Raw genomic sequence first — 24,625 nt, 5'->3', positions numbered from 1 at the left:
ATGACAGCCATCGTACGCATCGACGACGAAGTGATCGGCGTCGACGAATTCGTGAGGGTGCTGAAGCTGACCGGCCAGTTCGAGGGGCTGGTGGAGCAGTTGGTGCGAGACAAGCTGACCGCGCACGCGGCGCGCCGGCACGGCGTGAAGCTTTCGCCGGAAGAGGTGCAGGAGCGCGCGGATCAGTTCCGGCGCGTGCACGGCCTGCACCGCGCGTCGGACATGAACCACTACCTGGACGCGCTGAACATCACGCTGGACGAGTTCGAGAACTTCATCACCGACAGCCTGTACCAGGAAAAGATGATGGAGCAGGTGGGCACGGAACAGGCCGTGGAGACGTACTTCCAGCTCAACTCGCCGAAGTTCGACAGTATCGAGGTCAGCCATATCGTGGTGGATACCGAAGGCAAGGCCAAGGAACTGGTGTCGTATCTGCAGGACGACCCCGACAGCTTTGCCGAGATGGCCCGCGAGCACTCGATTGCCGATACGCGCGAGCAGGGCGGCGATATCGGCAAGGTGCTGCGCGGCTCGCTCAAGGGCGATATCGAGGCCCGCGTGTTCAATGCCGAGGCTGGCGACCTGCTGGGGCCGTTTCCGGCGCCGGACAAATCATTCTTCGAGGTGTTCCTGGTGCGCGCCAAGCATCCCGCGCGGCTGGACCCCGACGTGGTGGTGGAGATCCGGCGGCTGTTGCGCGAGGAATGGCTGATGGCGAGGGCGCAGGAACATGTCATCGAAGCCCGCTAGCGAAGCGGCCGCCGCGCCGGCCCCGCAGTCGCCCGTCGGGCAGTCGCTGGCCGACTTCCTGGCGACCGTGGAGATCCTGTCGCCGCTGACGCGCGACGAGATCGAGCGGCTGGCCGCCAGTGCGCAAACGCTGCATTTCGGCTTTGGCGACACGGTGTGCAATGCGGGCGAGCCCGCCGACGGCATCTTTATCGTGCGTGCAGGGTCCGTGCGCGTGTTCAACGAGGAACACGGCAAGGAAATCAGCATGGGCGTGCGCAAGACCGGCGAGGTGTTCGCCGATATCGCGCTGCTGCGCGAGTATCGGCATGAGTCGTCGGTGCGGGCGTCGGGCAAGACCGAGCTGATCGTGATTCCGCGCAGCGTGTCGGAGCCGGCGGTGGGTGGTAATCCGGCTGCGCTGGCGTTTATCACGAGCTACGTGGCCATCAGTTCAGCGGGCGGCTTCGTGGCGCGGCTGTTCGATCTGCGCGGCAAGCTGGACAAGACGGAACTGGAAGACGCGGTGCGCAGCGTGGGCGTGAAGCGCGTGGCGGCGGGCAAGACCATCCTGCAGCAGGACGGCCGCGAGGACCGCCGTCTCTACGTGGTGCGCCAGGGCACGGTGCGCGTGGAGCGTGAGGAAGACGGCGATATGTTTGCGCTGGCCACGCTGGGGCAGGGCGAGATCTTTGGCGAGCGGGCCTGCGTGATGCGGCAGGAGCAGGTGGCATCGGTCGTCGCCGAGACCGACACGCGGCTGCTGGTAATTCCGGAGAAGACCGTCCAGTTGATCCTGGAGCGCAATGCGCGCCTGCGCGAGGTGCTGGAGGAACGCATCCGCACCGTGGATCGCGAACTGCACCGGCAGAAGAAACTGGCCGAGCGGCGCAAGCGGCCCGTGCTGCTGGACCTGCATTCCAAGCCCGAACTGGGCGAACGGTTGATCCGCCGCTTCGCGCTGGTGGAGCAGGCCGAGGAGATGGACTGCGGCGCCGCGTGCCTGGCGATGGTGTGCCGCCACTACGGCATTCCGATGACGTTGGGCAAGCTGCGCGAACTGGCCAATGTGACGACGGCCGGCGCCACGCTGGACAGCCTGGCGCGTGCGGGCGAATCGCTGGGCTTCACGGCGCGCGGCGTGCAGTGCACGCGCGATGCGCTGATGGGATTCGAGCTGCCGTTCATCATCCACTGGGAGGGCTATCACTACGTGGTGGTCTACGGCGTGTCGTCGCGCTATGTGTGGATAGCGGACCCGGCCATCGGCTTCCGCAAGATGAGCACCGAGGAATTCGAGCGCGGCTGGAGCGGCACCTGCCTGCTGTTCTCGCCCGGTGCCCAGATGAACGAGCTGGCGGTGTCGCGGTCGCCGTGGCTGCGGTTCATCAGTTACCTGTCACCGTACAAGCGCATCCTCGGGCATCTGTTCCTGGCTACGTTCGTGATCCAGGTGCTGGGCGTGGTGCCGCCGCTGATCATCCAGAACATCCTCGATGGCGTGGTGGTGCACCAGAACATCGGGCTGCTGCACCTGCTGATACTGGGGCTGGTGATCTCCAATGTCTTCACACAGCTCATGGTCACCATACGTGCGTATCTGGCGAACTTCATGGTCCGCAATATGGACTTCGCGATGATGTCGCACTTCTTCAAGCACACGCTGTCACTGCCGCTGGGGTTCTTCGCCAAGCGCAAGACCGGCGACATCTTCGCGCGCTTCCAGGAAAACCAGACCATCCGCGCGTTCCTGACCGAGTCCACGGTGACCACGGCCCTGAACCTGCTGATGGTGTTCATCTACTTCAGCATCATGTTCCTCTACAACGTGAAGCTGACGCTGCTGCTGATTGCGTTCGTGATACCGATCGCGGCGCTGACGGTGGTGGTGACGCCCAAGGTCAAGACCTACGCACGCGAGGTGTTCGCGGCCTCGACCGATGCCAAGGCGTATCTGATGGAAACGCTCGGCGGCGCGGAGACCGTCAAGGGCATGGGCATCGAGCGGCCCGTGCGGCTGCGCTGGGAACGCAAGTACGCCAAGGCGCTGGACAAGCAGTACCAGGCGCAGTCGTTCCACATCCTCGTGGGGCTGGTCAGCCAGGTGCTGAACGCGGCCACCACGATCACCATCCTGTGGGTGGGCGCCACGCTGGTGCTGGAGCGCGAACTGACAATTGGCCAGCTCATTGCGTTCAACGCGTTCATGGGCAGCGTGCTGGCCCCGCTGATGGGGCTGGTGGCGTTGTGGGGGCAACTGAATGACGCGGGCGTGGCCATGGAGCGGCTGGGCGACGTGCTGGACCTGGAGCCCGAGCAGAGCGCGACGGACGTGATGTCGCGCGTGTCGCTGCCAGACCTGCAGGGCGAGATCCAGTTCGATGGCGTGTACTTCCGCTACGGCGGCGAGGACACGCCCTACGTGCTGGAGAACATCAGCTTCCATATGCGGCCCGGCGAGATGGTGGCCATCGTCGGACGCAGCGGGTCGGGCAAGACCACGCTGGCCAAGCTACTGGTGGGCTTCTACAAGCCGTCGGACGGGTCGATGAAGGTGGACGGCTACGACATGAACGTGATCGACACCGAGTTCTTCCGCGCGCAGGTGGGCTATGTGATGCAGACCAACCTGCTGTTCTCGGGCACCGTGGCCGAGAACATCGCCTGCGGCGAGGACAGCCCCGACCGGCGCCGCATCGAGGAGGTGGCCAAGATGGCCGACGCCCACGCGTTCATCTCCAAGCTGCCGCTCGGCTACGAGCAGGTGGTGGGGGAGCGCGGCATCGGGTTGTCGGGCGGGCAGATCCAGCGGCTGTGCATTGCCCGCGCGCTGTATCACGATCCGCGCCTGCTGGTGTTCGACGAGGCCACGTCGGCGCTGGACACGCAGTCGGAAAGCAACATCCTGGCGAACATGCAGGAAATCCTGCGTGGCCGCACGGCCGTGATCATTGCGCACCGGCTCAGCACGATCATGCAGGCGGACAAGATCCTGGTGCTGTACGAAGGCGGCATCGTGGAGCAGGGGCGGCATGAGGAATTGCTGGAGCGCCGCGGCATGTACTACCAGTTGGTCCAGAAGCAGTTGAGCGCGGCATGAAGCTATACAACCCCACCCCTGCCACGTCCGCGGTGTCGTTCGCGGGCCTGATCGAACGGATCGAGATCCTGCGCTCCACGCTGCGCTGGTCTTCGCGGCTGGAACGCCCCGACATCGAGAAGCTGCTCAAGCAGGCCACTACGCTGCGTGACGAGGTGATGGGCCTGTCGCACAAGGAGCGCTTTGTCGCCGCCGCGTCGGCCACGGGCGAGCCCGAGGAAGAAGTGGTGGAGCCGGTGGAGATGTCCGCCCGCGAGCGGCGCCAGGCGCTGATGGAGCGCAGCTTTATCTTCGAGGGCACGTTTGGCGACAATCCGAAGCTGCTGGAATCACTGGAAATCGCCGAGAAGGCGGCGCCTACCGATCTGCCCGTGCTGATCGACGGCGAGAGCGGCACGGGCAAGGAGCTGATGGCCAAGGTGATCCACGCCAACGGCGTGCGCAACGAGAAGCCGTTCATCTCGGTGAACTGCGGCGCGATTCCCGACAGCCTGCTGGAGTCCGAACTGTTCGGACACAAGAAGGGCGCCTTCACCGGCGCGGCCAACGACCGGCGCGGCAAGTTCGAGAGCGCGCATACCGGCACGATCTTTCTCGACGAAATCGGCGAGCTGCCGCTGACCGGGCAGGTCAAGCTGCTGCGCGTGCTGGAGGCACACGAGATCCAGCGCGTGGGCTCAGACGAGGTGATCGCCGTGGATACCCGCATCGTGGCGGCCACCAACAAGGACCTGCGCAGGATGAGCCAGGACGGCACGTTCCGTGAGGACCTGTTCTACCGGCTCAGCGTGATCCACGTGACGTTGCCCGCGCTGCGCGAACGGCGCGACGAGATTCCGCTGCTGGTGGCGTACTTCGGTGACGAGGCGGCCGGCCTGCTCAAGCGCCGGCCGGTGAAGCTGACGCCCCGGCTGCGCGACTTCCTGCTGCACTACGAATACCCGGGCAACATCCGCGAACTGCGCAACCTGATGTACCGGCTGTCATGCCTGGCGGGCGACACCGCCGATTTCATCCACCTGCCGCAAGACATCCGCCCCAAGCCGGCCGGCACTCCGGTGGCGGCCGCCATTGGAGGCAAGCCAACCGTGACCGACCTGAGCACGGCTACATCGCTCAGCGAAGCCAAACGCGCCGCCAGCGACGAAGCCGAGCGCGCGTTCCTGGAGCGCGGCCTGCAGGAGGTGGGCGGCACGGTGGCCGAACTGGCGCGCCGCTTCGACATGAACCGGTCCCACATCCAGATGCTGCTCAAGAAGCACGGCATCCACTCGAAGGATTTCCGGAACAACCGGCAGGTGGATGGGAAGTAGGGGGAGTAGAGGAAGCAGAGTCGGCCCCTCAAACCTCCGGATTCAGCAACGTCATGTCCGAGCCGCCGCCGATGTCCTCGGCGCGGATCACCACCACCGACACGTTGTCGCGCCCGCCGTTGTCGAGCGCCTGCCGCAGCAGCGCGTCGGCCGCCATGGTGGGGTCGGCGGCGTTGGCCGCCAGGATGGCGCCGATCTGGTCGTCCTCGACTTCGTTGCTCAGGCCGTCGCTGCACAGCAGGAACACGTCGCCATCGCCGATTTCCAGCGTCAGGCGTTCGAGGTCGAGCGTGGCGGCCGCGCCCACGGCGCGCGTGATGGTGTTGTGGGCGGGGTGGTGGCGGGCTTCCTCGGCCGTGATCAGTCCGCGCGCCTTGAGGCGTTCCACCTGGCTGTGGTCGCGCGATAGCTGCTTCAGGTGGCCGTCGCGGAACAGGTAGAGCCGGCTGTCGCCGGCCCACAGGCAACTGCAGCGGCGCTCGCAGGCCAGCAGCACGACCACGGTGCTGCCGATCACGCGCACCTTCAGCTTCAGCGCTTCGTCGATCAGTAACTGGTTGACGGTCTGTATCGCAATGCGTGCGTTCTCGGCAGCGCCCTCCAGGCTCGCAGGCGCGGGCAGCGCCGACAACGCCTGGACCACCGCGCGACTGGCGAAATCGCCCACCGCATGGCCGCCCATGCCGTCGGCCACCACCCAGATGCCCTGTTCGGGGATGGCCAGGCAAGCGTCCTCGTTGCGCTCACGCACCCGGCCGACGTCTGTGCACGCGGCCGAGGTCCAGCGGAATTGCGATACGCAGGTCACGGCATGCTCCTGCGCGGACCGATTTCGTTCCGCGCATAAGGCGCCCCCGGGGCGCCGGGTATCTGGAAGTCACCGCGAAAGTCCTGCCGAACGGCGCTGCAGGACTCAGACCAGTCGTCCCTTGTTGCGGGCGTCCATGGCGGCGTCGACCGTAATCGTCGAATTCGGCGCCGTGTTCTGGACGTTCACGTTCTGGAACTGATTGTTCATCTGATCAGCATAGAAGCTGTAGTTGATCTCGTAAAAGTTCACGACGGGCAACGCGCTGGGGCGCGACTGCACATAAGGCTGGATCCAGCCGAAAACCCAGGGTGCGCCGCCGCCCCGCACGGACGACATGGCGCGGAAATCCAGCTCACGGTGGGCATTCAGATCGCGGATGGTGACGGTCGCCATGATGGGTCTCCTTGGGCGGGCATCGGAAAGTGGGTGCTTGTATGGAGCAAGCGGTGTGCCACGCGATAGATGTGATGTCCGCGACTTCCCAATCGCTGGAAGTGCCGCATCGGGCTTTTCAGGCGCTGGGGCGGTTGGTAGCCGACCAACACTCGCGGCGGGGCTGGTGGTTGGCGACCATCAGTCGGGCTGGCTGGCGGAACCGCCCGAACCCGCCCAACGTGAACCATGCCGCTGACGGCCATCGACCAACACAATGCGCAAGATTCTGTTGGCATGCGGCCGACGAACTGGCGTTGCCGGAAACGCCCCATATCCCGCCAGCCCATGTTTCACCGTGGTTCGGGTCCACTGGCACGCTTGATGCGGTTGGGTAGGCACCAACGCAGTCCTGACTGCCAGCCACCGACACCGAATCGAGACCCGCCATGAACGCCCAAGACCAACAAGAAATCAGCCGCCTGGACGATACCTACCTGCCCGGCTCCCATCTCGTGACGGAACGCAATGGCTACGCCCACCATGGCATCTACACCGGCCGCGGCCGCGTGATCCACTACACCGGCTTCTGCCACGCGCTGCACGCCGGCCCGGTGGAAGAAACCTCGCTGGAACAGTTCGCCGACGGCCACACGGTGGCAGTCAAGTCCGAACCCTGCGCACGCTACCTCGGCACCGAAGCCGTGATCCGCGCCCGCAGCCGCCTGGGCGAAGACCGCTACCACCTGCTGACCAACAACTGCGAGCACTTCTGCACGTGGTGCCTGCTGGGCCAGGCCCGCAGCGAACAAGTGGAAACCTGCCTGCGCAACCCCGGCACCGCGATGGTCACGGTGCTCCATATGGCCCTGGCCGTGCTGTCGAGCGTCCACCTCGTCGGCCTGCATACCGCCTGAACCCCCGCCACCTTCCAACTTTCACTGAGGGAGCCTGCCATGTCCGGACTGATCGACTGGGAAAGCTGCGACACCCGCACCGGCCGCGCCTGCCACCGCCGGTGCGGACCGGGCAGCGCCAGCACCCATACGCACCACCACCGCGCCGGCCAACCTGCCCGCCGCGATGTCCCCGCCGCCACCGAGTTTGCTATACTGCGCCCCGTCTTGCGACTCGCCCGCCGTAGCGCGGCGCGAACCCCCTGCAGACGGTCCGCTCGCCGTAGTTCAATGGATAGAACGAGCGCCTCCTAAGCGCTAGATACAGGTTCGATTCCTGTCGGCGGGACCATAAACAAGTCTTTAGCGGCTCTCCGAAGTTCTCTCCCCAGCCATAAATCAAGGCCATCTGGTCTTTCGACGTTCACCAGAGTTCGCGGTGAACCGTTGGCAATCCGTCACTTTTTGGGGCATTCTCTTATGCCCGGATTATCGGTGCCCCTACGCGATGCCCCGTACGGTAGAGCCTCTCATGCGCGACATCGATGGCTACGAGGGTGACAGGGTGACGCGCCTGGCGCTGCAGTTCATGGCGCTGACGTTCGTGCGCACCACGGAGATGATCCAGGCGCAATGGGACCCTTCGAAGCCGGCTCCAGCTTGACGTTCTTGGCTCGTTCACGGTCAAATACCGCCGCAATGTGCCCGCAGCGAGTCAATGAATCACAAACTTTGTAACATCCAGGCGCTGCGTGGTATCGCGGCGCTGATCGTTCTGCTAGCCCACGTTGGAGGGCTGGGCGGCCTCTATCCATTTCTCCCTAAGTTTCCTGCCGGGTGGGGTGTATTCGGGGTGGACGTCTTCTTTGTGATCAGCGGGTTCATCATGTTCTACGTTACGCGAAGCACGTGGGGACAAGGAGCTCGGTTCATGCTGTCACGTGCGGCGCGAATATACCCTCTATGGTGGGTCTGCTTGCTATTGGAGGCGCCATGGATGTTAGGCTACCTGTCAGGAAAGACGGATGAGTATTTCGCCTATGCGGCTAAATCGTTTTTTCTTTTTCCTGCATTGAGCCCGAGCTTCGAGTTGTATCCACCGCTGGTCCCCGGGTGGACGCTCATCTATGAGGTGTTTTTCTACTTTGTGTTTGCCGCGACGATGCTTACGCCACGGCGCTTTGTGTCTCTGAAGATCTTGGCGGTGTTCCTGTGCGCGCTCGTGGTGGGTTCAGTACTACCCGAAAAGTCAGCCCTTAAGGTGTTCTTCTCCAACCCCATTTACTTTGAGTTCCTCTTCGGAATCGCGTCCGCTGAGCTTTTCTTGGCCGGCAGACTGAGCAAGCGCATCGCTGTGGGGGCCGCACTCACCGGGGTTCTTTTGGTGCTGGCCATTTCGCTGGGGCCGAAGCTGACGCCCATGCAGTTTGAGTCGTTCCGGTTTGTATTGTTCGGCATTCCCGCTGCATGCGTTGTGCTTGTCGCACTCTGGCTAGAGGTTGAGGGCTTTCAGGCTGGGCGTTGGCTCACCCGCCTTGGCGACGCCTCTTACTCGATCTATCTCAGCCACGAGCTGCCGCTAGCTAGCATTCCGGCGACGCTGGTCGCCTATGGACTCACGGGTAATGGGACGCTGGCGATAGTCATGATCGGATGTTCCGCAGTCGCGTGCGGCTTGGCTACCCACTACGTTGTGGAGAGGCCGATCCATCGTTGGACGACGTTGCTTCTTAATTTGTGGCGGCCGCCGAGGCGCGCTGCGTCCCCTATGAGATAGCCGGCCGTCCGCTGTCGCTCTGTCCATCCCCTCCGTAGCCCAGTTGGGAGGAGACATAAAGCCTAGTTGATCGCCTTGCGGGTGGCGGGCTGCGCGGAAGGCGCTACCCTATGAGACCTGCAATAGCCCTAAAGGGGCTATTGGTCAAGGCCGCAAGGACGATGGAAGCGAGCGAGTCAGTTCAGCGTTCACGCGCGGCGCTTGCTGACGCCACTGGTAGAGGCGTGGGATTTTTGGTTCCACGAATCTATGAATCAGTATTGGAACCACGAGTCCGAGTGTGCATTCCACTAAGACGTGTGGCAGTAGTCCGGTGATGCCTTGGCTGTCCATGAAGAATTTTGCCAATGCCATCGGGGGGATGTGGAAGATGTAGATGGCCATGCTGATGCGGCCAAGGTATGTAAGGACTCGACCGACAGGCGACTCGCTGGGAATCAGTGCTGATACGACAGACGTGAAGGCGATCCCTATCGCGGCGAATCCTAGTACTTGAACGGTACGCGGGGCATCAGGAGCCAACCCGACAAAGTTCAGCACGCTGCCGAAGAGAAAGAGTGCGCCAAGGCCGGCGGCGATACCAGACGGGGAGGGGCCATCCGAGCCCGCGACGCCCATCGCACGCGACAAGTGAATGCCGGCAACGAAGTAAATAAGAGACTCAGCGATCTGCCTGACGATGGTGTGAGGCAGTAGGCCAGACAACATGAATGTCGCTGCCGCAATAGCCGAAAGAACAGCGAGTGGCTTCATCGCTTTCGGCAGTCGGTAGATGGCTGCGAAAAGAAAGAAGCAGACCGCGAGCGCATACAGAAACCAATAGTGATAGATCGGCTTGTAGTAGATGGCCGAAATCTGGCGAACGCCTTGGACGTCAGTAAACCCCGTGGTTTTGCCTAGCGCGTAGCGGTAGGCGCCCTCAAATATGGACCAGATTACGTACGGGTAGACAATCGTCCGTACCTTGTCGATGACAAACTCGGACGTTCCTCGTTTCGTCAGGCTGTGCTCTGCAAATATGCCTGACAGCATGAAGAACAACGGCATGTGGAAGCTGTAGATAAGGCCGGTAAGGGCCAGCGCCGCTTTGTCCGTGTAGAGGTACTGCGTAGAGTGACCGATCACGACGAGGAGGATGCCGATACCTTTTGCGCGGTCGATCCAGTCCGTTCTTTGCATTTTTTGTTTTGTAGCCGCGATGTTTCGTTTCTGATACAGAGCGCGGCAGTATAGCAATCCGGTCATGCCTGCCCTTGAGCGGGCTTTTTTCATTTCTGGAGGACGTATGCCATTTACCAGAGCAGACCAGCTTCCGGGCGGGCAGAACATGGCCGCGTTCCTCGACATGCTGGCGTTCAGCGAGGGTACAGACAACGGCGTGCAGCGGACAGCCAATCACGGCTATGACGTGGTGGTCGGGCGGCGCGGCAGCGTTGGGATCGGCCATCGCAGTGAAGTTCATTCCGGGGAACTGGTGGCAGCGCGGCGGTGGAGCGGTTCGGCCTGGTGCCGGGCAGCTATACCCACATGCTTGCGGTTGCCGCTTCCGCGGTGTTCGGCCTGGCGATCGTCAACAACGGGATGCAGCGGATTCCCGAGTGGATGAACGCCATCCGGCGCCGTCTCACGGGGAGCTGAGATGCAGAGCATCAACCTGGTAGCGAACGCCATTATCTTCGCCGGCTCGATCTGGGCCGTGCTCACGCACAAGGTACCAAATCGCACGGGCGGTGCGCTGGTCTTGTTGCTGGTTAACTTCGCCGCGCTCGGCAACATGGTGTCCCCCTGGGCCTGCCACAGCGACCCGGAGGTGGCACTCAACGCGGCCGTCGCGCTGGGCGTGCTGTGGGGCGTCTGGCGGTTGGAGCTGCGGCACCACTGGAGGCCCCATGAGCATTCTTGATCCGCGCGCTGCGCTGGCCGCGATTCCCTGGCGCGCGCTCGGCGCCGCGCTGCTGGCCCTGGCCATCTTCGCCGCCGGCTGGGTAGCCAACGGCTGGCGCAAGGATGCCGAGATCGACCGGATGAAGACGGCCAGCGCTCAGGCTGATCTGGCCGGCGCCAACAAGGCGCTCGACGATCTCGGCAAAGCCAGCGCGACCATCCAGACAAAGGCCAATGAGTTCAACGCCAGCCAGGCCGCGCTGACCGCCAAGGTCGACCAAGCCGTGATGGAATTCCGAAATGCGAAGAAGCCTCTGCCTGTGGATTGCCGCCCTGACGATTTCCGGGTGCGCAAGCTGTCCGACGCAGTCGACGCGGCCAAGCAAGCCGCCTCCGCTCGATAGCGCGCTGGCCGCTCCGTGTCGAATCCCCGACGCGCCGGCAGCCGCTGACTATGACGCTTGGCAGGAATGGGTGATGGGGGACGTGCTGAAGGCGCTAGGGGAGTGTGCGGCCAAGCACCGGAAGACGGTGGAGGTGTGGCCTCGGTGATTTAAGCCGTCTTACGCCCATCGCGGAACATCTCAACGGAAACCATTTTGTGAGCGAGCCTCATACACTGTTCTTTAAAGAACGGGTACTTTGGCGATACCTCATGTGCATGCGCGCAGACATAAGCCACTATGTCAGATAGCTCCAATAGTGGATGCTCATCAGCCTTAATAATTCTTGGATTAAGTTTCAGCGTACCCTCTGGTTCATCGCTAAGGGTATAGCTCAATGTTCCATCGGCACGCCGATTCGCGCCAAAATAATCAATCTTTGATTTCTCTTCTGATATAAAAAATTCGGTTTCTCGCGCCGATGGTGCCCCGGGATATTCGGTCCCAGTTGCCGCTGTCATAAGAATTGAAAAAAAACTCTTATGGTCATCACCAACTGGATTGTCGTGCCATTCTCCCTGCGCATCCATTACTGTGAGGAATTCTCCAAGTGCGGATCTTGCGTTGGGAATTGTAGTGTAGGCGTACCGAATGAAAGCGCGGCTCTCCGCCATAATTCCAATGGCGTGGGCGATAACGCTGCGGGCGTCATTCGTGTTGAGGTGTGAGATATTGTGCTTCTGGCGTTGATCAGGGCTAAGTAGTACTCTGCAATGGATGGGTTCTTAGTCTCTAGTATCAAGTGCAACACCCGTGATGAGGTAGGGTGTTGGAATGAAGAATTACAGCCATTTGAGTGCGGAAGAACGAGCGCTCATCATGATCGAACGCGGCAAAGGTAGCAGCATCAGGGCGATAGCGCGTGTGCTGGGACGAAGTGGCTCGACGGTGTCGCGCGAGTTGGCGCGCAACCTCGAAGTCGGGTCGACGCGGTACAACGCGACACAGGCTGCGTTGACTTATCAGGCCCGTCGGCGGCGTTGTGTGCGTCGGCGCAAGCTCGTTGCCGGGAGTGCTTTGTACCAGCGTGTGCATGACCAATTAATCTACTGGCGCTGGTCCCCGCAGCAGATTGCTGCGAGACTTCGGCGTATGTACCCAGATGCCCCCGATCAGCACATCAGCCACGAAACGATTTACGCGGCAATTTACGCGCACCCGCGCGGTGGACTCAAGCAGGCGATGATTGACGCCTTGCGCCAGGAGAAACCGGCTCGCGGGCGCAGGCGAACGAGCCTTGCGGGCGGGAGTTTCGTCCCGCAAGCGCTGCGTATCGTCCATCGCCCCGAGGAGATTGCGCTGAGGCAATGGCCCGGCCACTGGGAGGGCGATCTCATCAAAGGGGCATTTAATCGTTCTTGCGTCGGCACGCTGGTCGAGCGCAAGACGCGCTTTGTCGTGTTGTGTCGCATGGACGGCTGTACGGCCCAGGACGCGCTCGAGGGCTTCACGCGGCAGATGAAAAGGCTGCCGGTGTTCCTCAGAGAAAGCCTGACGTACGACCGCGGAACGGAAATGACTTGCCATGTCGAACTTGCGAAGAGCCTGAATCTCGATATCTGGTTTGCCGATCCGCATGCCCCTTGGCAACGTGGCAGCAATGAGAACACCAATGGCCTGTTGCGTCAGTTTTTGCCTAAGGGCACAGATCTTTCGCAGGTCACACAGACCCAGCTCAACGCTATTGCCAAATTGCTCAACGGACGGCCACGTCAAACACTCGGCTGGGATACGCCTGAAGAGGCAGTGGCCAAGGAACTGGAAGCCGAAAAACTAGCTAAACGTTGCACTTGACTCTTGAGACCGCCGTTTATGTATGGGGAGCTGAAATTTTTTCTTTAAGTTGATAAGTTTTCGTTCAATAAATTTCGCCCTGGTTCTAGCAACGTAAACTACTGCGTATATTAGAATTTCTCCGTATCTACATTCGTCTCCAAACGCGACAAATCTCGATGCGGTATGGTTCCCGAAATATGTAATGCGATTGTTCATGGTTGATCTAAGCGTCTGAGACTGGTCGTCAGGTCTTGTGCCTTCCACTCGCTGGCCGGCGGCTCGACGCCGAACAAGTTTCGGAGCGCCGAGCGCTGAACGGGTGCGGAACTCACGAACATTGGTCTGCCTCCGATGTGGAATGGACAATGGTACCCCGAGCCTCGGCAAATGCTGCCGCCCAGACTGTTTCGGCAAGCCCGCGCCAACCGTAGCTGCTAGCAGCCCGCTGGATGGCTTCCAACTTCCAGATGCGCTTGAACGCCTCAGGATCGAAGTCGGCGCCTGTGATCAGGCTTGTTTGCCTTGGCGTGCTCGCCCAGCCCGTTCTCCCATCCGTGAAACCCCTTCGATTCGGTGCCCGCGTGTAGTCGATCCATCGCCGCCAAGAGGGGTGTGGCGACCTGCCGGACGCGACCGCTACGGCCGACTATGATGTGATGCGTGGCAGGAATGGGGGATGAGGGACGTGCTGAAAGCGCTAGGCGCGTGCGAATCGAAGCATCGGAAGACGGTGGAGGCGTGGCCGCGCTAGGACGGGGGAGTTGCCCGGCTCACGGTACAATGGCCGCCTCTTAGCAGAGCCTAGCCGGAAAGGGGGCACTTACCATGGGCGCTATCGCAACACGCACGCTCCAAAGGGTGGACTGATTCATGGGCGGAATCGCAATGTTCGGCGCGTTTGCGTGGTTTTGGTTTACGGGCGCTAGGCGCGCCGCATTAGTTGTCGCGGGCATCATGGTGTTGGGCATCGTTGTGTTCCTCACGAACAACGACGGGCGCACATGCGGGGATCGTACGTGGTTCTGCGATGTCATGCCGGGTGCGTTGATGGCCCTCCGTGTATCGCCACGTTGCCAGGATGCTGATGATCAAGTGAAAACCCGCATTTTCACTGAGGAACGTGTCGATGCCGAAGTGCGTCGGCTTGTCAGTACAGGGGTTTGCCAGTTCGAAGCCATCGCACGCTTACACACCGGATGGGGAGCACAGTTCGCACCGGAGTATCTCGCTCGCTACGGGAACCGCAAGAAGTAGACGCCGCACCTATGGCCAGAGTTTCCATTTAGGGGCACGGGAAGGGGCATCGAAACTATTCACAATCCAGTCTGCCCTCAAGATAAAGGGCTGTAGCCGACTTTAGGGTTCCTGTCGGCGGGACCATCAAATATCCGCGGTCGTTCTCCCCAATTCTTGCTCGCTGCCCATCTCGGCGCGGGGTATCACGATTGAAGGCATCGCGCCACCAGCGCGCGAATCGCCGTCCGAGCCCCCCTTCCATCGGCAAACCTCAACAAACCGCTATCATGTAGCCCGCACGCCGCAGCCGCGGCGTGCGTGTCCTGCCTTTCACTGCCAAACCATGCCCCTTTTCCGGACGCCCTTGCGTTGGCTTCCAGCGCTAGCCATGTTTGCCGCCGCCTCTGTGCTGGCTGTGCAGCCGGCGTCCGATCCCGCGTTGAACGACACGTCGGGGTGTACGGCGCTGATCGATATCGTTCAGGAGAGCCTGCGGGGGGAGATCGACGTGGTGTGTCCCAAGGAGGGCAAGGACGCTTGCGAGGTCAAGAATGGGCAGGTGCGGGCGTTGCTGGAGATCATCGAGGAACGGCGCAAGCGCAAGGATGACGAGTGCGAGACGCTGGCGCAGGTCAACCGGCTGCTGCGCGCGTTGCCGCCCAAGAGCTGAGGCGGCGGGCCGGCGCGCGGGCTAGGACGCTGGCCGGGTCAGTGGCTCATCTTCGAGAAAAGCTGGATCACGGCCACGCCGGCGATGATCAGGGCGATGCCGACGACGGCGGCCAGATCAGGCACCTGCCGGTACAGCACCACCGCGATCATCGTTACCAGCACGATGCCGGCGCCCGACCAGATGGCGTAGGCCACCCCCACCGGCACGGTTTTCATCACCTGCATCAACAGCCAGAAGGCGGCCACGTAGCCGACTACGACCAGTACGCTGGGCCAGAGGCGCGTGAAATTCTCGGCGGCCTTGAGGCTGCTGGTGGCGATGACTTCGGCGACGATGGCCAGGGCGAGGAGCAGGTATCCGTTCATGGCGGGGCGAGAAAAGGCTGAAAATCGGAAGAAAACGGCCCAAAAGCGATGCTTAAGGCGCTCGACAAGGCCGTTATGCGGGACGCAACCTGTCAGAGTCTGCAAAACAATGCCAGAAATGCCGAAGATCCAGACGCCATGCGGGTTTCGGGCGGTTTGGATTACCCTCCCACACGGTGGTTGTGCATTAGGCGATACAGGTCTTGAATGCAGTCATAAGCTAAAGCTGCCCGGCGTTTGAAACGAGGCGGCCAGAATAAAGTCGCGGCGACACAAGCACCAGTGGCCTGACCATGCCGGCATCAAAAAAATGCGCCGGCGGCGGGTCTCGGTAGACGGGATCAAGGGGAGCTGTATGAAGAACGAACTGGGTGCGGCCACTGCGTGGCCTGCCATCCGGCGGCCGGCCGACGTCGAGGGAACGTCCGCCGACCGCACCGGCCATGGCGAAGCCGTGGAGGGCGTCTGGCAGAACACCATTGCCGCCGCCGATCATGCGCTGGAGGAAGCATCCCGCATCCAGCGGGGTGTCCAGCAAAATCTCAAGCTGATGCAGGAAGTGCGGGCTTTGCGCGAGGAACTGCGCCGCGCCCATACCGAGGTCGATCGCTATCGCGGCATGCATGGGCGGGTGGTGGTCGGCATGCGCCAGCTCGAGGAGGATCACGCTGCCGAAACGACGCGCCTGCACGCCGATAACGAGATGCTGCTGGTGCGGCATCGCGTCTACAAGCTGCTGGCGGAGCATTACGGCACGGCGGCGCTGCGTTTCGAGCCGGCCGTATTTGCCGAGCATCGTGACAGGGTGCTGGAACACGTGCTGTTCCAGCGCCGCAAGGGCGTGCCGGTGACGGAAATCACGGCCGCCGAACTGGCTTTTCTGCTGCTTTGAACCAGCACGGGCGGCCCGGCGCCGCCCGGTTGGCAGCGCCTTAAGCCGTCTTGGCCTCGCGCGGCCGGAGTACCAGCAACGCGAGCATGCCTCCGACCACGCCCCAGAACGCCGAGCCCACGCCGGCCAGCGTCATGCCCGAGGCCGTGATCATGAACGTCAGCAGCGCGGACTCGCGTTCGGCCGGCGTCTGCATGGCCACGGTCAGTCCGTTGGCAATCGATCCCAGCAGTGCAAAGGCCGCCACGGCCACCACCAGCGCCTTCGGAAACGCGGCGAACAGCGCCGCGATGCTGGCCGCCATCACGCCCATGGCGAGGTAGCCGATGCCGCAGACCACGGCGGCCATGTAGCGGCGCCGCGGGTCCGCGTCGGCTTGCGGGCCGGTGCAGATAGCCGCCGTAATGGCCGCCAGGTTGATGCCGTGCGATCCGAACGGGGCCAGGATGGCCGATGCCAGGCCCGTGACCGTGATCAGCGGGCTGGCTGGCACGTGGTAGCCGTCGGCACGCAGCACGGCCAGCCCGGGGATGTTTTGCGAGGCCAACGCCACGATGAACAGCGGCACGGCGATGCTGACGAATGCCGACAGCGAGAATGCCGGCGTGGTCCACACGGGCAGGGCCACCGCGAAATGGAACTGGTCGAAATGAAGCTGCCCGAGCGCGCCCGCCAGCGCCACGCCAAGGGCCAGCACGCCCGGCACGGCATAGCGCGGCCACCAGCGGCGGCCCGCCAAGTAGGCGGCAAACATCGCCAGCAGCAGCACCGTCTGGTACTGGGCATGGACGAACACATCCACGCTGATGCGGAACAGGATGCCGGCCAGCAGCGCCGACGCAATGCTGGCCGGCAGCGCCTTCATGAGCTTGTCGAACCAGCCGGTCATGCCGGCCGCCGTCATCAGCAGCGCGGCCATCAGGAAGGCGCCGACCGCTTCGGCGTAGGGCACGCCTGGCAGGCTGGCAATCAGCAGCGCGGCGCCGGGCGTGGACCACGCTACCACCACCGGCACGCGCATGAGCAGCGACAACCCCAGCGTGGTGACGCCCATGCCGATCGACAGCGCCCAGATCCATGACGCCACCTGGGCGTCGGTCAGGTGCGCCGCCTGGCCGGCCTGGATCATCAGCACCAGCGAACTGGCGTAGCCAGTCAGCAGGGCGATCAGCCCGGCCACAACGGTGGAGACGGATAGATCGGACAGCTTCAGGGGGGCGGCGGACATGGCGTTACGTGCGGATAGCGGCAGGGGGCGCTATCTTCGCACGATTCGTTCGCACGGCTTTCTCCCGGCACCACTGCCGGGAGGATGGGTTGCTGCTGTCAGTCCGCCACCTTGTCGCTCGGGAACTTGAACGAATCGCGCAGCAGGTAGCTCATCGGGATGTCCAGCGTGATGCCGTTGGGCGGAATCGGCTGCTGGAACCACTTGCGGTAGAGCTTCTGCGTGTCCTGGTCGTAGATCGAGGCGATCATGGCCTTGTCGACCAGCTTCTTGAACTCGGCGTCGTGCTTCGACAGCATGATCGCGTACGGCTCGATCGTGAGCAGGTCGCCGGTCACGGCCAGCGACGCCGGGTTTTTCGCATTGGCGCGCAGGCCGAACAGCAACACGTCGTCCATCACGAAGGCATCGGCCTTGCCCGATTCCACCATCGCGAACGCCTCGGCGTGGTCCTTGGCCTCCACTACCTTCCAGCCCATGGCGCCAGCCTCATCCATCTTGCGGATCATCTCCAGCGGCGTGGTCTTGGTGGTGGAAACCACGGTCTTCCCGCGCAGGTCGCTCCATTTGCGGATGCCCGAATCCGTCTTCACGAGCATGCGGCTGCCGGCAATGTAGTGCGGGATGGTGAATGCCACCTGGTCGCGGCGGTCGCGGTTGTTGGTGGTGGACCCGCACTCCAGGTCCGCCTTGCCGTCGACGATGGACGGAATGCGCGAGGCCGGCGTCACCGGCACCCATTCCACGCGCAGTTGCGGCAGCTTCAGTTGCGTGCGCAGGGCGTCGGCCACCTTCAGGCACAGGTCCACGGCATAGCCCATGGGCTTGCCGTCCACCACGAACGAGAAGGGCACCGAGCTTTCGCGGTGGGCAATGCGGATCGCGCCAGTCTGCTGGATGCGGAGCACCACGGAATTTGGCGTGGCTGCTTGCGCTGTCGGCATGGCCGGCAGGCAGAGCAGGGTGGCTAGGGAAAATACGACAGACGCCAGGCCTCGGAACGAGGCAAGGCGCGGCAGGCCCGAATTGGTCATGAAAGACACCCGTCGAAAGTTTTTAGGGAAATAACCCTGGCGGCGCGTTAGCCGTCCGCCCATGGCCGGATGCTTCCGGCTCTATGACTACTGTTTACCGCGGTGCTGCTGTCGTTGTGCTTTCGGAGAAAATCCGATGCCGGATTGTTCCACGGGCGACTGGCAAGGCACAACTGTGGACGCTAGTGGCGGCGTTCAACGTCCCCGGCGCGCAACGCTCCGGCGCGCCGCAGGTTGACGGGGAGTTTCCCTTACGGATTTGTCCGACTTCTGGCGCGCGCCGCCGCTGGCTATGCTTCAGTCGTGCCTTGCGAGCAGGGCACCGAGGAGAGACTCTTGGGGCCCGTTCAGACGAACGGGCCTTTTCTTTTTTGCGCGCCGCGCGCCGGCAACGGCCGTCTGGCCTGCGTCGTCTACAATTCGGGCCTGCCCGCGCGCCGGCTTTCGTGGCCGGCGCCGCTTATCCGTCCTCGCACATCATGGCCCTGTTTTCCATTACCGACGCCCAACTGGCCTTTGGCCACGTGGCGCTGCTCGACCATACCGATTTCTCGCTCGAAGCCGGTGAACGCGTTGGCCTGATCGGCCGCAACGGCACCGGCAAGTCGTCGCTGCTGCGGATCGTGTCTGGCGCCTCCGCGCCCGACGACGGGCTGATCGCACGCCAGAGCGGCGTGACTTCGGCCTATGTTGCGCAGGAGCCACAGTTCGCGCCCGGCATCACCGTGTTCGACGCGGTCAGCCAGGGCATGGGCGCCGCGCACGACCTGCTGCTGCGCTACGACGCCGCGCTGGCCAAGCTCGAAACCCATCACGACGAAGCCACGCTGGCCGAACTGCACCGCGTGCAGGCCGAACTCGATGCCGCCGACGCCTGGCAACTGCGGACCCGCGTGGAAACCACGCTGGCCCGGCTGCAGCTGGACCCGCACGTACGGGTCGATGCGCTGTCCGGCGGGCTGCAAAAGCGCGTGGCGCTGGCGCAGGGCCTGGTGGCCGAGCCGGACATCCTGCTGCTCGACGAACCGACCAACCACCTTGATGTGGAAGCCATCCGCTGGCTGGAAGACCTGCTGCTGGGCTTCCGGGGCAGCGTACTGCTGATCACCCACGACCGCGCGTTCCTGGACCGCGTGGCCACCCGCATCGTCGAACTCGATCGCGGCAAGCTGCTGTCGTTCCCGGGCAATTTCGCGGCCTACCAGACGCGCAAGGCCGAACTGCTGGCCAACGAGGCCGTGGAGCAGGCCAAGTTTGACAAGCTGCTGGCGCAGGAAGAAGTGTGGATCCGCAAGGGCGTGGAAGCCCGCCGCACGCGCAGTGTGGCGCGGGTGCAGCGTCTGGTGGACATGCGCAACGAACGCGCCCAGCGCCGCGAGGTGCAGGGCAATGTGAAGTTGGAAGTGTCGCAGGCCGACCGCTCGGGCAAGATCGTGTCGGAACTGACCAATGTGTCGAAGTCGTACGGCGACAAGGTGGTGGTGCGCGACTTCACGGCAACCATCATGCGTGGCGACAAGGTGGGCCTGATCGGCCCGAACGGTGCCGGCAAGACCACGCTGCTGCGGCTGATCCTGGGCGATCTCGCGCCCGATTCGGGCACCGTGCGCAACGGCAGCAACCTCCAGGTGGCGTACTTCGACCAGATGCGTACCGCGCTGGATCTGGAAAGGTCGCTGGCCGACACCATCAGCCCGGGCAGCGACTGGGTCGAGGTCAACGGCCAGCGCAAGCACGTGATGAGCTACCTGGGCGACTTCCTGTTCGCGCCGGAGCGCGCGCGGTCGCCGGTCAAGTCGCTGTCTGGCGGCGAGCGCAACCGCCTGCTGCTGGCGCGCCTGTTCGCCCGGCCGGCCAACGTGCTGGTGCTGGACGAGCCGACCAACGACCTGGACATCGACACGCTCGAACTGCTGGAAGAACTGCTGCAGGACTATCCCGGCACCGTATTCCTGGTCTCGCACGACCGCGCATTCCTGGACAACGTGGTGACGTCGACCATCGCGGCCGAAGGCGACGGCCAGTGGCGCGAATCGGTGGGCGGGTATTCCGACTGGGAAGAGCAGTCGGCCCGTGCGCAGGCGTTGCAGGCGGCCAAGGGCGAGCCGAAGCCGGCTGAGGCGCTCAAGACTGCCACGCGCGAGGCACGTGGTGCCAATCGCACGGTCAAGCTGTCGTACAAGGAACAACGCGAGCTTGACGGGTTGCCCGAGCGCATCGCGGCACTGGAAGGCGAGCAGAAGCCCATCGGCGCCCAGCTTGAGGACGGTTCGCTCTACGCCACCGACCCGGCCCGCGCCGCCGAACTGGCCTCGCGCCACGACGACATCGAGATGGAACTGCTGGAAGCGCTGGAACGCTGGGACGTGCTGGAGAAGAAGACGAAGGGCGAGGGCTGATCCATCGCTTCGGGTTTGCTCCCTTAGTTGTCTCCCCTCACCCGCAAGGCGGGAGAGGGGAGCAAAAAGCGTGGGAGAGGGGAGCAAACAAACGAGGGAGCCGGCCAGCGCCAGCTAAAACCTCACCCGCACCAAGCCAGCACCATATTCGTCAAATCCACCATGAACGCTGGGCGCAGGTAAGCCATGAACCCCAGCGTCAGTACCGCCGCCAGCGCCACATAGCCAACCCCACGCGCCCAGGTCACGTCAGACTCCCACCGGCTGCGGGCGCACCAGCGCCTGCTCGCGGATTGGCAGGTTGACCAGCGCGGCCAGCACGCCCAGCGCAATCGCCAGAATCCACACGATGTTGTAGCTGCCGGTGCGGTCAAACAGGTAGCCGCCCAGCCAGGCACCCAGGAAGCTGCCGATCTGGTGCGAGAAGAACACCACGCCCGACAGCATCGACAGGTACTTCACGCCAAACACCTGCGCGATGATGCCGTTGGTCAGCGGCACCGTGGACAACCACAGGAAGCCCATCAGCGCGGCAAAGATCCAGGTGCTCCAGGCCGTCAGCGGCAGCAGCAGGTAGCCGGCGATGACGATGGATCGGGCAATGTAGATCGACGACAGCAGGTAGCGCTTGGGCATGCGCTGCCCCATAGCGCCGGCCGTGTAGGTGCCGAATACGTTGAACAGGCCGATCAGCGCCAGCGCCACCGTGGCGATCTTCACGTCGACCAGGCCCCGGTCCTTCAGGTACGGCGCCAGGTGCACGCCGATGAACACCACCTGGAACCCGCACACGAAGTAGCCCAGCGTCAGCAACTGGAAATTACGGTTGCCGAACGCCTCGCGCGTGGCTTCGCCAATGGTCTGGTGGTGGCCGCCGGTGCTGGTCCCCATGTCGGGCTCGCGCAACGTAAAGGCCAGCGGCAGCATGAAGCACGCCAGGAAAGCCAGGATGTACAGCGCGTTCTGCCAGCCCGCGGTGGAAATCAGCGTCTGCTCGACCGGAATCATCAGGAACTGGCCGAACGATCCGGCCGCCGCGGCGATGCCCATGGCCCACACGCGCTTCTCGGCGCTGGCTACCCGGCCAATCACGCCATAGACCACGCTATAGGTAGTGCCCGACTGCGCGATGCCGATCAGCACGCCGGCGCCGGTGGCAAACGCGGTGCCGCTGGTGGCCATCGCCATCACGATCAGGCCGGCCACATAGAGCACCACCCCGACGATCATGATGCGCATTGCGCCGAACTTGTCGGCCAGCGCGCCGGTAATCGGCTGGCTGGCACCCCACATCAGGTTCTGCAGCGCCAGCGCAAACGCAAAGGTCTCGCGGTTCCAGCCGTGGGTCTGGGTGATCGGCAGGTTGAACAGGCCAAAGCCATGCCGGATGCCCATCGAAAGGGTGACGAGAAGGCCGCCGCACACGAGCACGGTGGTCAGGGAAAGTTTTCGGTCGGTCATGTCGGGCTCGGATTGTCTCTATTGTTCTCTCTGCGCTGGCCTTGTCGTTCTTGCGCGCCTGGGGGGCGATCTGGCGGCCGGCGCCTAGTGTAAGCCGGGCACCGATTTCGTGCCCGACTACGTATTCCGGCGGCTTTCCATTCGGATGACCCGGCGCGTCGATCCATTACAATGCAGCGCATCCCGGCCGCGCACGGCCGGCAAGACCAATATCCGTATCGACTCCATGGCGAGCAAAACCAGTCAGTACAGCGAATCTTCCATCCGGGTCCTGAAGGGCCTGGAGCCGGTCAAGCAGCGCCCCGGCATGTACACCCGTACCGACAACCCCCTGCACATCGTGCAGGAGGTGATCGACAACGCCTCGGACGAAGCGCTGGGCGGCTACGGCACAGAGATTCTCGTGACGCTGCACAAGGACGGCAGCATCAGCGTGGAAGACGACGGCCGCGGCATTCCGGTCGGCATGCACCCGGAAGAAGGCGTGCCCGTCGTGGAAATCGTCTTCACGCGCCTGCACGCGGGCGGCAAGTTCGACAAGGGCAAGGGCGGCGCGTACGCGTTCTCGGGCGGCCTGCACGGTGTGGGTGTGTCCGTGACCAACGCGCTGGCCACGCGGCTGGACGTGACCGTCTGGCGCGACGCCGCGCAGTCGACGCTGACCTTCGAGCACGGCGGCGAAGTGACCCGCCCGCTGGAAACGCGCAAGCTGGAGCGCGGCGAGAAGAAGAACGGTACGCGGGTGCAGGTATGGCCCGATGCCAAGTACTTCGATTCGCCCGCCATTCCGATGGCCGAGCTGCAGCGTCTGCTGCGCTCCAAGGCCGTGCTGCTGCCGGGCGTCAAGGTGACGCTGGTGCTGGAAAAGACCGGCGAGTCGACGGTCTGGCAGTACGAGCAGGGCCTGAAGGGCTACCTGGTGGAAGCGCTGGCCCAGGGCAGTGGCGCGGAGCTGGTGATCCCGATGTTCGAGGGCGAGCACTTTGCCGATCCGGACAAGAATGCCGGCGAGGAAGGGTTTGCCGAAGGCGAAGGCGCATCGTGGGTGGTGGCCTGGACCGAGGAAGGCGCCCCGGTGCGCGAATCGTATGTGAACCTGATTCCCACGCCGGCCGGCGGCACGCATGAGTCCGGCCTGCGCGAAGGGCTGTTCCTGGCCGTGAAGAGCTTCATCGAGATGCACTCGCTGCAGCCCAAGGGCGTGAAGCTGATGAGCGAAGACGTGTTCGCGCGCGCTTCGTTCGTGCTGTCGGCCAAGGTGCTGGACCCGCAGTTCCAGGGCCAGATCAAGGAACGCCTGAACAGCCGCGACGCCGTACGCCTGGTGTCCACGTTCAGCCGTCCCGCGCTGGAACTCTGGCTGAACCACCACGTGGACTTCGGCAAGAAGCTGGCCGAACTGGTGATCCGCCAGGCCCAGGCCCGCACCCGTGCCGCGCAGAAGGTGGAAAAGAAGAAGGGCTCCGGCGTGGCCGTGCTGCCCGGCAAGCTCACCGACTGCGAATCGACCGATATCACGCGCAACGAGATCTTCCTGGTGGAAGGTGACTCGGCCGGTGGTTCGGCAAAGATGGGCCGCGACAAGGAATTCCAGGCGATCCTGCCGCTGCGCGGCAAGGTGCTGAACACCTGGGAAACCGAGCGCGACCGCCTGTTCGCGAACAACGAAGTGCACGACATCGCCGTGGCCATCGGCGTCGACCCGCATAGCGCCGACGACGAGCCCGACCTGTCGAACCTGCGCTACGGCAAGATCTGCATCCTGTCCGATGCCGACGTGGACGGCGCGCACATCCAGGTGCTGCTGCTGACGTTGTTCTTCCGCCATTTCCCGAAGCTGATCGACCTGGGCCACGTCTGCGTGGCGCGCCCGCCGCTGTTCCGCGTGGATGCACCGGCGCGCGGCAAGAAGCCGGCGCAGAAGCTCTACGCGCTGGACGAAGGCGAGCTGGAAGCCATCCAGGACAAGCTGCTCAAGGACGGCGTCAAGGACGGTGCCTGGCAGATCTCGCGCTTCAAGGGCCTGGGCGAAATGAGCGCCGCGCAGCTCTGGGAAACGACGATGAATCCGGACACGCGCCGGCTGCTGCCGGTGGCGCTGGGCGAATTCGACCTGCCGCAGACCGTGACGATGATGAACATGCTGATGGGCAAGGGCGAGGCGTCGCAGCGCCGTAGCTGGCTCGAAGAGAAGGGCAACGAGGTGGTGGCCGACATCTGACGGCAGCCACAC

General features: G+C 63.5%; 22 protein-coding genes, 1 tRNA gene and 1 pseudogene. 16 read left to right on the top strand and 8 right to left on the bottom strand.

The window, feature by feature from the left end:
- Genes MFF62_RS18510 through MFF62_RS18500 form a run of 3 tightly spaced genes read left to right on the top strand, consistent with a single transcriptional unit; the run spans position 1 to position 5,145 of the window.
- Positions 1-753 (top strand): peptidylprolyl isomerase, encoded by a 753-nt coding sequence (locus MFF62_RS18510; protein ID WP_238264581.1) that lies wholly within the window; start codon positions 1-3, stop codon positions 751-753.
- The gene (locus MFF62_RS18505; RefSeq protein ID WP_238264580.1) at positions 734-3,832 is read left to right on the top strand and encodes a peptidase domain-containing ABC transporter; all 3,099 of its coding nucleotides are present in this window, start codon (positions 734-736) and stop codon (positions 3,830-3,832) included. Before MFF62_RS18510 ends, MFF62_RS18505 begins: the two co-directional genes overlap by 20 nt.
- Positions 3,829-5,145: a sigma-54 interaction domain-containing protein gene (locus MFF62_RS18500; RefSeq protein ID WP_238264579.1), complete on the top strand. Its 1,317-nt coding sequence runs from the start codon at positions 3,829-3,831 to the stop codon at positions 5,143-5,145. The genes MFF62_RS18505 and MFF62_RS18500 overlap by 4 nt, the downstream gene beginning before the upstream one ends.
- A gap of 28 nt (positions 5,146-5,173) precedes the next feature.
- Here the strand turns inward: MFF62_RS18500 and MFF62_RS18495 are convergent, their stop codons facing one another.
- Together MFF62_RS18495 and MFF62_RS18490 are read right to left on the bottom strand one after the other, a co-directional pair.
- Positions 5,174-5,953, bottom strand: coding sequence for a PP2C family protein-serine/threonine phosphatase (locus MFF62_RS18495; RefSeq protein WP_238264578.1), 780 nt, complete (start codon positions 5,951-5,953; stop codon positions 5,174-5,176).
- 105 nt (positions 5,954-6,058) lie between these two features.
- Complete coding sequence (locus tag MFF62_RS18490; protein WP_238264577.1) at positions 6,059-6,349, bottom strand: hypothetical protein; 291 nt, start codon at positions 6,347-6,349, stop codon at positions 6,059-6,061.
- Between the two features lie 428 nt (positions 6,350-6,777).
- Here MFF62_RS18490 and MFF62_RS18485 point away from each other — a divergent pair, with 428 nt between their 5' ends.
- The 4 genes and pseudogenes from MFF62_RS18485 (at position 6,778) to MFF62_RS18475 (ending at position 9,001) form a co-directional block, all read left to right on the top strand.
- Complete coding sequence (locus tag MFF62_RS18485) at positions 6,778-7,245, top strand: lecithin retinol acyltransferase family protein (protein WP_238264576.1); 468 nt, start codon at positions 6,778-6,780, stop codon at positions 7,243-7,245.
- A 256-nt stretch (positions 7,246-7,501) separates the two neighbouring features.
- Positions 7,502-7,576, top strand: a tRNA-Arg gene (locus tag MFF62_RS18480).
- Between the two features lie 168 nt (positions 7,577-7,744).
- Positions 7,745-7,885, top strand: a pseudogene (locus tag MFF62_RS30795) (integrase); the annotation flags it as partial.
- A gap of 57 nt (positions 7,886-7,942) precedes the next feature.
- Positions 7,943-9,001, top strand: coding sequence for an acyltransferase family protein (locus MFF62_RS18475; RefSeq protein WP_238264575.1), 1,059 nt, complete (start codon positions 7,943-7,945; stop codon positions 8,999-9,001).
- A gap of 144 nt (positions 9,002-9,145) precedes the next feature.
- Here the strand turns inward: MFF62_RS18475 and MFF62_RS18470 are convergent, their stop codons facing one another.
- Positions 9,146-10,330 (bottom strand): acyltransferase family protein, encoded by a 1,185-nt coding sequence (locus MFF62_RS18470; RefSeq protein ID WP_238264574.1) that lies wholly within the window; start codon positions 10,328-10,330, stop codon positions 9,146-9,148.
- 159 nt (positions 10,331-10,489) lie between these two features.
- Here MFF62_RS18470 and MFF62_RS18460 point away from each other — a divergent pair, with 159 nt between their 5' ends.
- Genes MFF62_RS18460 through MFF62_RS18450 form a run of 3 tightly spaced genes read left to right on the top strand, consistent with a single transcriptional unit; the run spans position 10,490 to position 11,289 of the window.
- Positions 10,490-10,639, top strand: coding sequence for a hypothetical protein (locus MFF62_RS18460; protein WP_238264764.1), 150 nt, complete (start codon positions 10,490-10,492; stop codon positions 10,637-10,639).
- Position 10,640: 1 nt separating this feature from the next.
- Positions 10,641-10,904 (top strand): hypothetical protein, encoded by a 264-nt coding sequence (locus MFF62_RS18455; RefSeq protein ID WP_238264573.1) that lies wholly within the window; start codon positions 10,641-10,643, stop codon positions 10,902-10,904.
- Positions 10,891-11,289, top strand: coding sequence for a hypothetical protein (locus tag MFF62_RS18450; protein WP_238264572.1), 399 nt, complete (start codon positions 10,891-10,893; stop codon positions 11,287-11,289). The genes MFF62_RS18455 and MFF62_RS18450 overlap by 14 nt, the downstream gene beginning before the upstream one ends.
- Positions 11,290-11,438: 149 nt before the next feature.
- Here the strand turns inward: MFF62_RS18450 and MFF62_RS18445 are convergent, their stop codons facing one another.
- A complete protein-coding gene (locus MFF62_RS18445) occupies positions 11,439-11,858 on the bottom strand; it encodes a hypothetical protein (protein WP_238264571.1) in 420 nt (139 codons plus the stop codon).
- Between the two features lie 244 nt (positions 11,859-12,102).
- Between MFF62_RS18445 and MFF62_RS18440 the strand changes: the two genes are divergently transcribed.
- The 3 genes from MFF62_RS18440 to MFF62_RS18430 all read left to right on the top strand — a co-directional run bounded on the left by MFF62_RS18440 (position 12,103) and on the right by MFF62_RS18430 (position 15,010).
- The gene (locus MFF62_RS18440) at positions 12,103-13,122 is read left to right on the top strand and encodes an IS30 family transposase (RefSeq protein ID WP_238264570.1); all 1,020 of its coding nucleotides are present in this window, start codon (positions 12,103-12,105) and stop codon (positions 13,120-13,122) included.
- A gap of 852 nt (positions 13,123-13,974) precedes the next feature.
- A complete protein-coding gene (locus MFF62_RS18435; protein ID WP_238264569.1) occupies positions 13,975-14,358 on the top strand; it encodes a hypothetical protein in 384 nt (127 codons plus the stop codon).
- 370 nt (positions 14,359-14,728) lie between these two features.
- Positions 14,729-15,010 (top strand): hypothetical protein, encoded by a 282-nt coding sequence (locus tag MFF62_RS18430; RefSeq protein WP_238264568.1) that lies wholly within the window; start codon positions 14,729-14,731, stop codon positions 15,008-15,010.
- 38 nt (positions 15,011-15,048) lie between these two features.
- Here MFF62_RS18430 and MFF62_RS18425 read toward each other — a convergent pair whose 3' ends face one another.
- Complete coding sequence (locus MFF62_RS18425) at positions 15,049-15,378, bottom strand: DMT family transporter (protein WP_238264567.1); 330 nt, start codon at positions 15,376-15,378, stop codon at positions 15,049-15,051.
- Between the two features lie 355 nt (positions 15,379-15,733).
- Between MFF62_RS18425 and MFF62_RS18420 the strand changes: the two genes are divergently transcribed.
- Positions 15,734-16,270: a hypothetical protein gene (locus MFF62_RS18420; protein WP_238264566.1), complete on the top strand. Its 537-nt coding sequence runs from the start codon at positions 15,734-15,736 to the stop codon at positions 16,268-16,270.
- Between the two features lie 40 nt (positions 16,271-16,310).
- Here the strand turns inward: MFF62_RS18420 and MFF62_RS18415 are convergent, their stop codons facing one another.
- Positions 16,311-17,498, bottom strand: a complete 1,188-nt coding sequence (locus tag MFF62_RS18415) for a benzoate/H(+) symporter BenE family transporter (protein WP_238264565.1) — start codon at positions 17,496-17,498, stop codon at positions 16,311-16,313.
- Positions 17,499-17,596: 98 nt separating this feature from the next.
- Positions 17,597-18,532, bottom strand: a complete 936-nt coding sequence (locus MFF62_RS18410; protein WP_238264564.1) for an amino acid ABC transporter substrate-binding protein — start codon at positions 18,530-18,532, stop codon at positions 17,597-17,599.
- Between the two features lie 479 nt (positions 18,533-19,011).
- Between MFF62_RS18410 and MFF62_RS18405 the strand changes: the two genes are divergently transcribed.
- The gene (locus tag MFF62_RS18405) at positions 19,012-20,931 is read left to right on the top strand and encodes an ATP-binding cassette domain-containing protein (protein ID WP_238264563.1); all 1,920 of its coding nucleotides are present in this window, start codon (positions 19,012-19,014) and stop codon (positions 20,929-20,931) included.
- Between the two features lie 249 nt (positions 20,932-21,180).
- Here the strand turns inward: MFF62_RS18405 and MFF62_RS18400 are convergent, their stop codons facing one another.
- Positions 21,181-22,392 carry an MFS transporter gene (locus MFF62_RS18400; protein ID WP_238264562.1) on the bottom strand — a complete coding sequence of 404 codons (1,212 nt, stop codon included), beginning with the start codon at positions 22,390-22,392 and terminating at the stop codon, positions 21,181-21,183.
- A 226-nt stretch (positions 22,393-22,618) separates the two neighbouring features.
- On the opposite strand from MFF62_RS18400, the gene MFF62_RS18395 reads away from it, so the two are divergent.
- Positions 22,619-24,613 carry a DNA topoisomerase IV subunit B gene (locus MFF62_RS18395; RefSeq protein WP_238264561.1) on the top strand — a complete coding sequence of 665 codons (1,995 nt, stop codon included), beginning with the start codon at positions 22,619-22,621 and terminating at the stop codon, positions 24,611-24,613.
- The last annotated feature ends 12 nt before the right edge of the window (positions 24,614-24,625 follow it).

Origin of the sequence: Cupriavidus pauculus (genome assembly GCF_022179805.1) — a bacterium.
GTDB lineage: Bacteria > Pseudomonadota > Gammaproteobacteria > Burkholderiales > Burkholderiaceae > Cupriavidus > Cupriavidus pauculus_E.
Note: the sequence above shows the minus strand (reverse complement) of the source record. Positions and strands in the feature narration are given on the sequence as shown.

What these genes read in the sequence shown, in the direction of transcription:
- MFF62_RS18470 (WP_238264574.1), bottom strand. Translation starts at nt 10,330, where the DNA reads ATGTTCTGCCCGCCCGGAAGCTGGTCTGCTCTGGTAAATGGCATACGT.
- MFF62_RS18510 (WP_238264581.1), top strand. Translation starts at nt 1, where the DNA reads ATGACAGCCATCGTACGCATCGACGACGAAGTGATCGGCGTCGACGAA.
- MFF62_RS18395 (WP_238264561.1), top strand. Translation starts at nt 22,619, where the DNA reads ATGGCGAGCAAAACCAGTCAGTACAGCGAATCTTCCATCCGGGTCCTG.
- MFF62_RS18425 (WP_238264567.1), bottom strand. Translation starts at nt 15,378, where the DNA reads ATGAACGGATACCTGCTCCTCGCCCTGGCCATCGTCGCCGAAGTCATC.
- MFF62_RS18420 (WP_238264566.1), top strand. Translation starts at nt 15,734, where the DNA reads ATGAAGAACGAACTGGGTGCGGCCACTGCGTGGCCTGCCATCCGGCGG.
- MFF62_RS18485 (WP_238264576.1), top strand. Translation starts at nt 6,778, where the DNA reads ATGAACGCCCAAGACCAACAAGAAATCAGCCGCCTGGACGATACCTAC.
- MFF62_RS18500 (WP_238264579.1), top strand. Translation starts at nt 3,829, where the DNA reads ATGAAGCTATACAACCCCACCCCTGCCACGTCCGCGGTGTCGTTCGCG.
- MFF62_RS18435 (WP_238264569.1), top strand. Translation starts at nt 13,975, where the DNA reads ATGGGCGGAATCGCAATGTTCGGCGCGTTTGCGTGGTTTTGGTTTACG.
- MFF62_RS18450 (WP_238264572.1), top strand. Translation starts at nt 10,891, where the DNA reads ATGAGCATTCTTGATCCGCGCGCTGCGCTGGCCGCGATTCCCTGGCGC.
- MFF62_RS18405 (WP_238264563.1), top strand. Translation starts at nt 19,012, where the DNA reads ATGGCCCTGTTTTCCATTACCGACGCCCAACTGGCCTTTGGCCACGTG.
- MFF62_RS18400 (WP_238264562.1), bottom strand. Translation starts at nt 22,392, where the DNA reads ATGACCGACCGAAAACTTTCCCTGACCACCGTGCTCGTGTGCGGCGGC.
- MFF62_RS18430 (WP_238264568.1), top strand. Translation starts at nt 14,729, where the DNA reads ATGTTTGCCGCCGCCTCTGTGCTGGCTGTGCAGCCGGCGTCCGATCCC.
- MFF62_RS18455 (WP_238264573.1), top strand. Translation starts at nt 10,641, where the DNA reads ATGCAGAGCATCAACCTGGTAGCGAACGCCATTATCTTCGCCGGCTCG.
- MFF62_RS18440 (WP_238264570.1), top strand. Translation starts at nt 12,103, where the DNA reads ATGAAGAATTACAGCCATTTGAGTGCGGAAGAACGAGCGCTCATCATG.
- MFF62_RS18415 (WP_238264565.1), bottom strand. Translation starts at nt 17,498, where the DNA reads ATGTCCGCCGCCCCCCTGAAGCTGTCCGATCTATCCGTCTCCACCGTT.
- MFF62_RS18445 (WP_238264571.1), bottom strand. Translation starts at nt 11,858, where the DNA reads ATGGATGCGCAGGGAGAATGGCACGACAATCCAGTTGGTGATGACCAT.
- MFF62_RS18490 (WP_238264577.1), bottom strand. Translation starts at nt 6,349, where the DNA reads ATGGCGACCGTCACCATCCGCGATCTGAATGCCCACCGTGAGCTGGAT.
- MFF62_RS18475 (WP_238264575.1), top strand. Translation starts at nt 7,943, where the DNA reads ATGAATCACAAACTTTGTAACATCCAGGCGCTGCGTGGTATCGCGGCG.
- MFF62_RS18505 (WP_238264580.1), top strand. Translation starts at nt 734, where the DNA reads ATGTCATCGAAGCCCGCTAGCGAAGCGGCCGCCGCGCCGGCCCCGCAG.
- MFF62_RS18410 (WP_238264564.1), bottom strand. Translation starts at nt 18,532, where the DNA reads ATGACCAATTCGGGCCTGCCGCGCCTTGCCTCGTTCCGAGGCCTGGCG.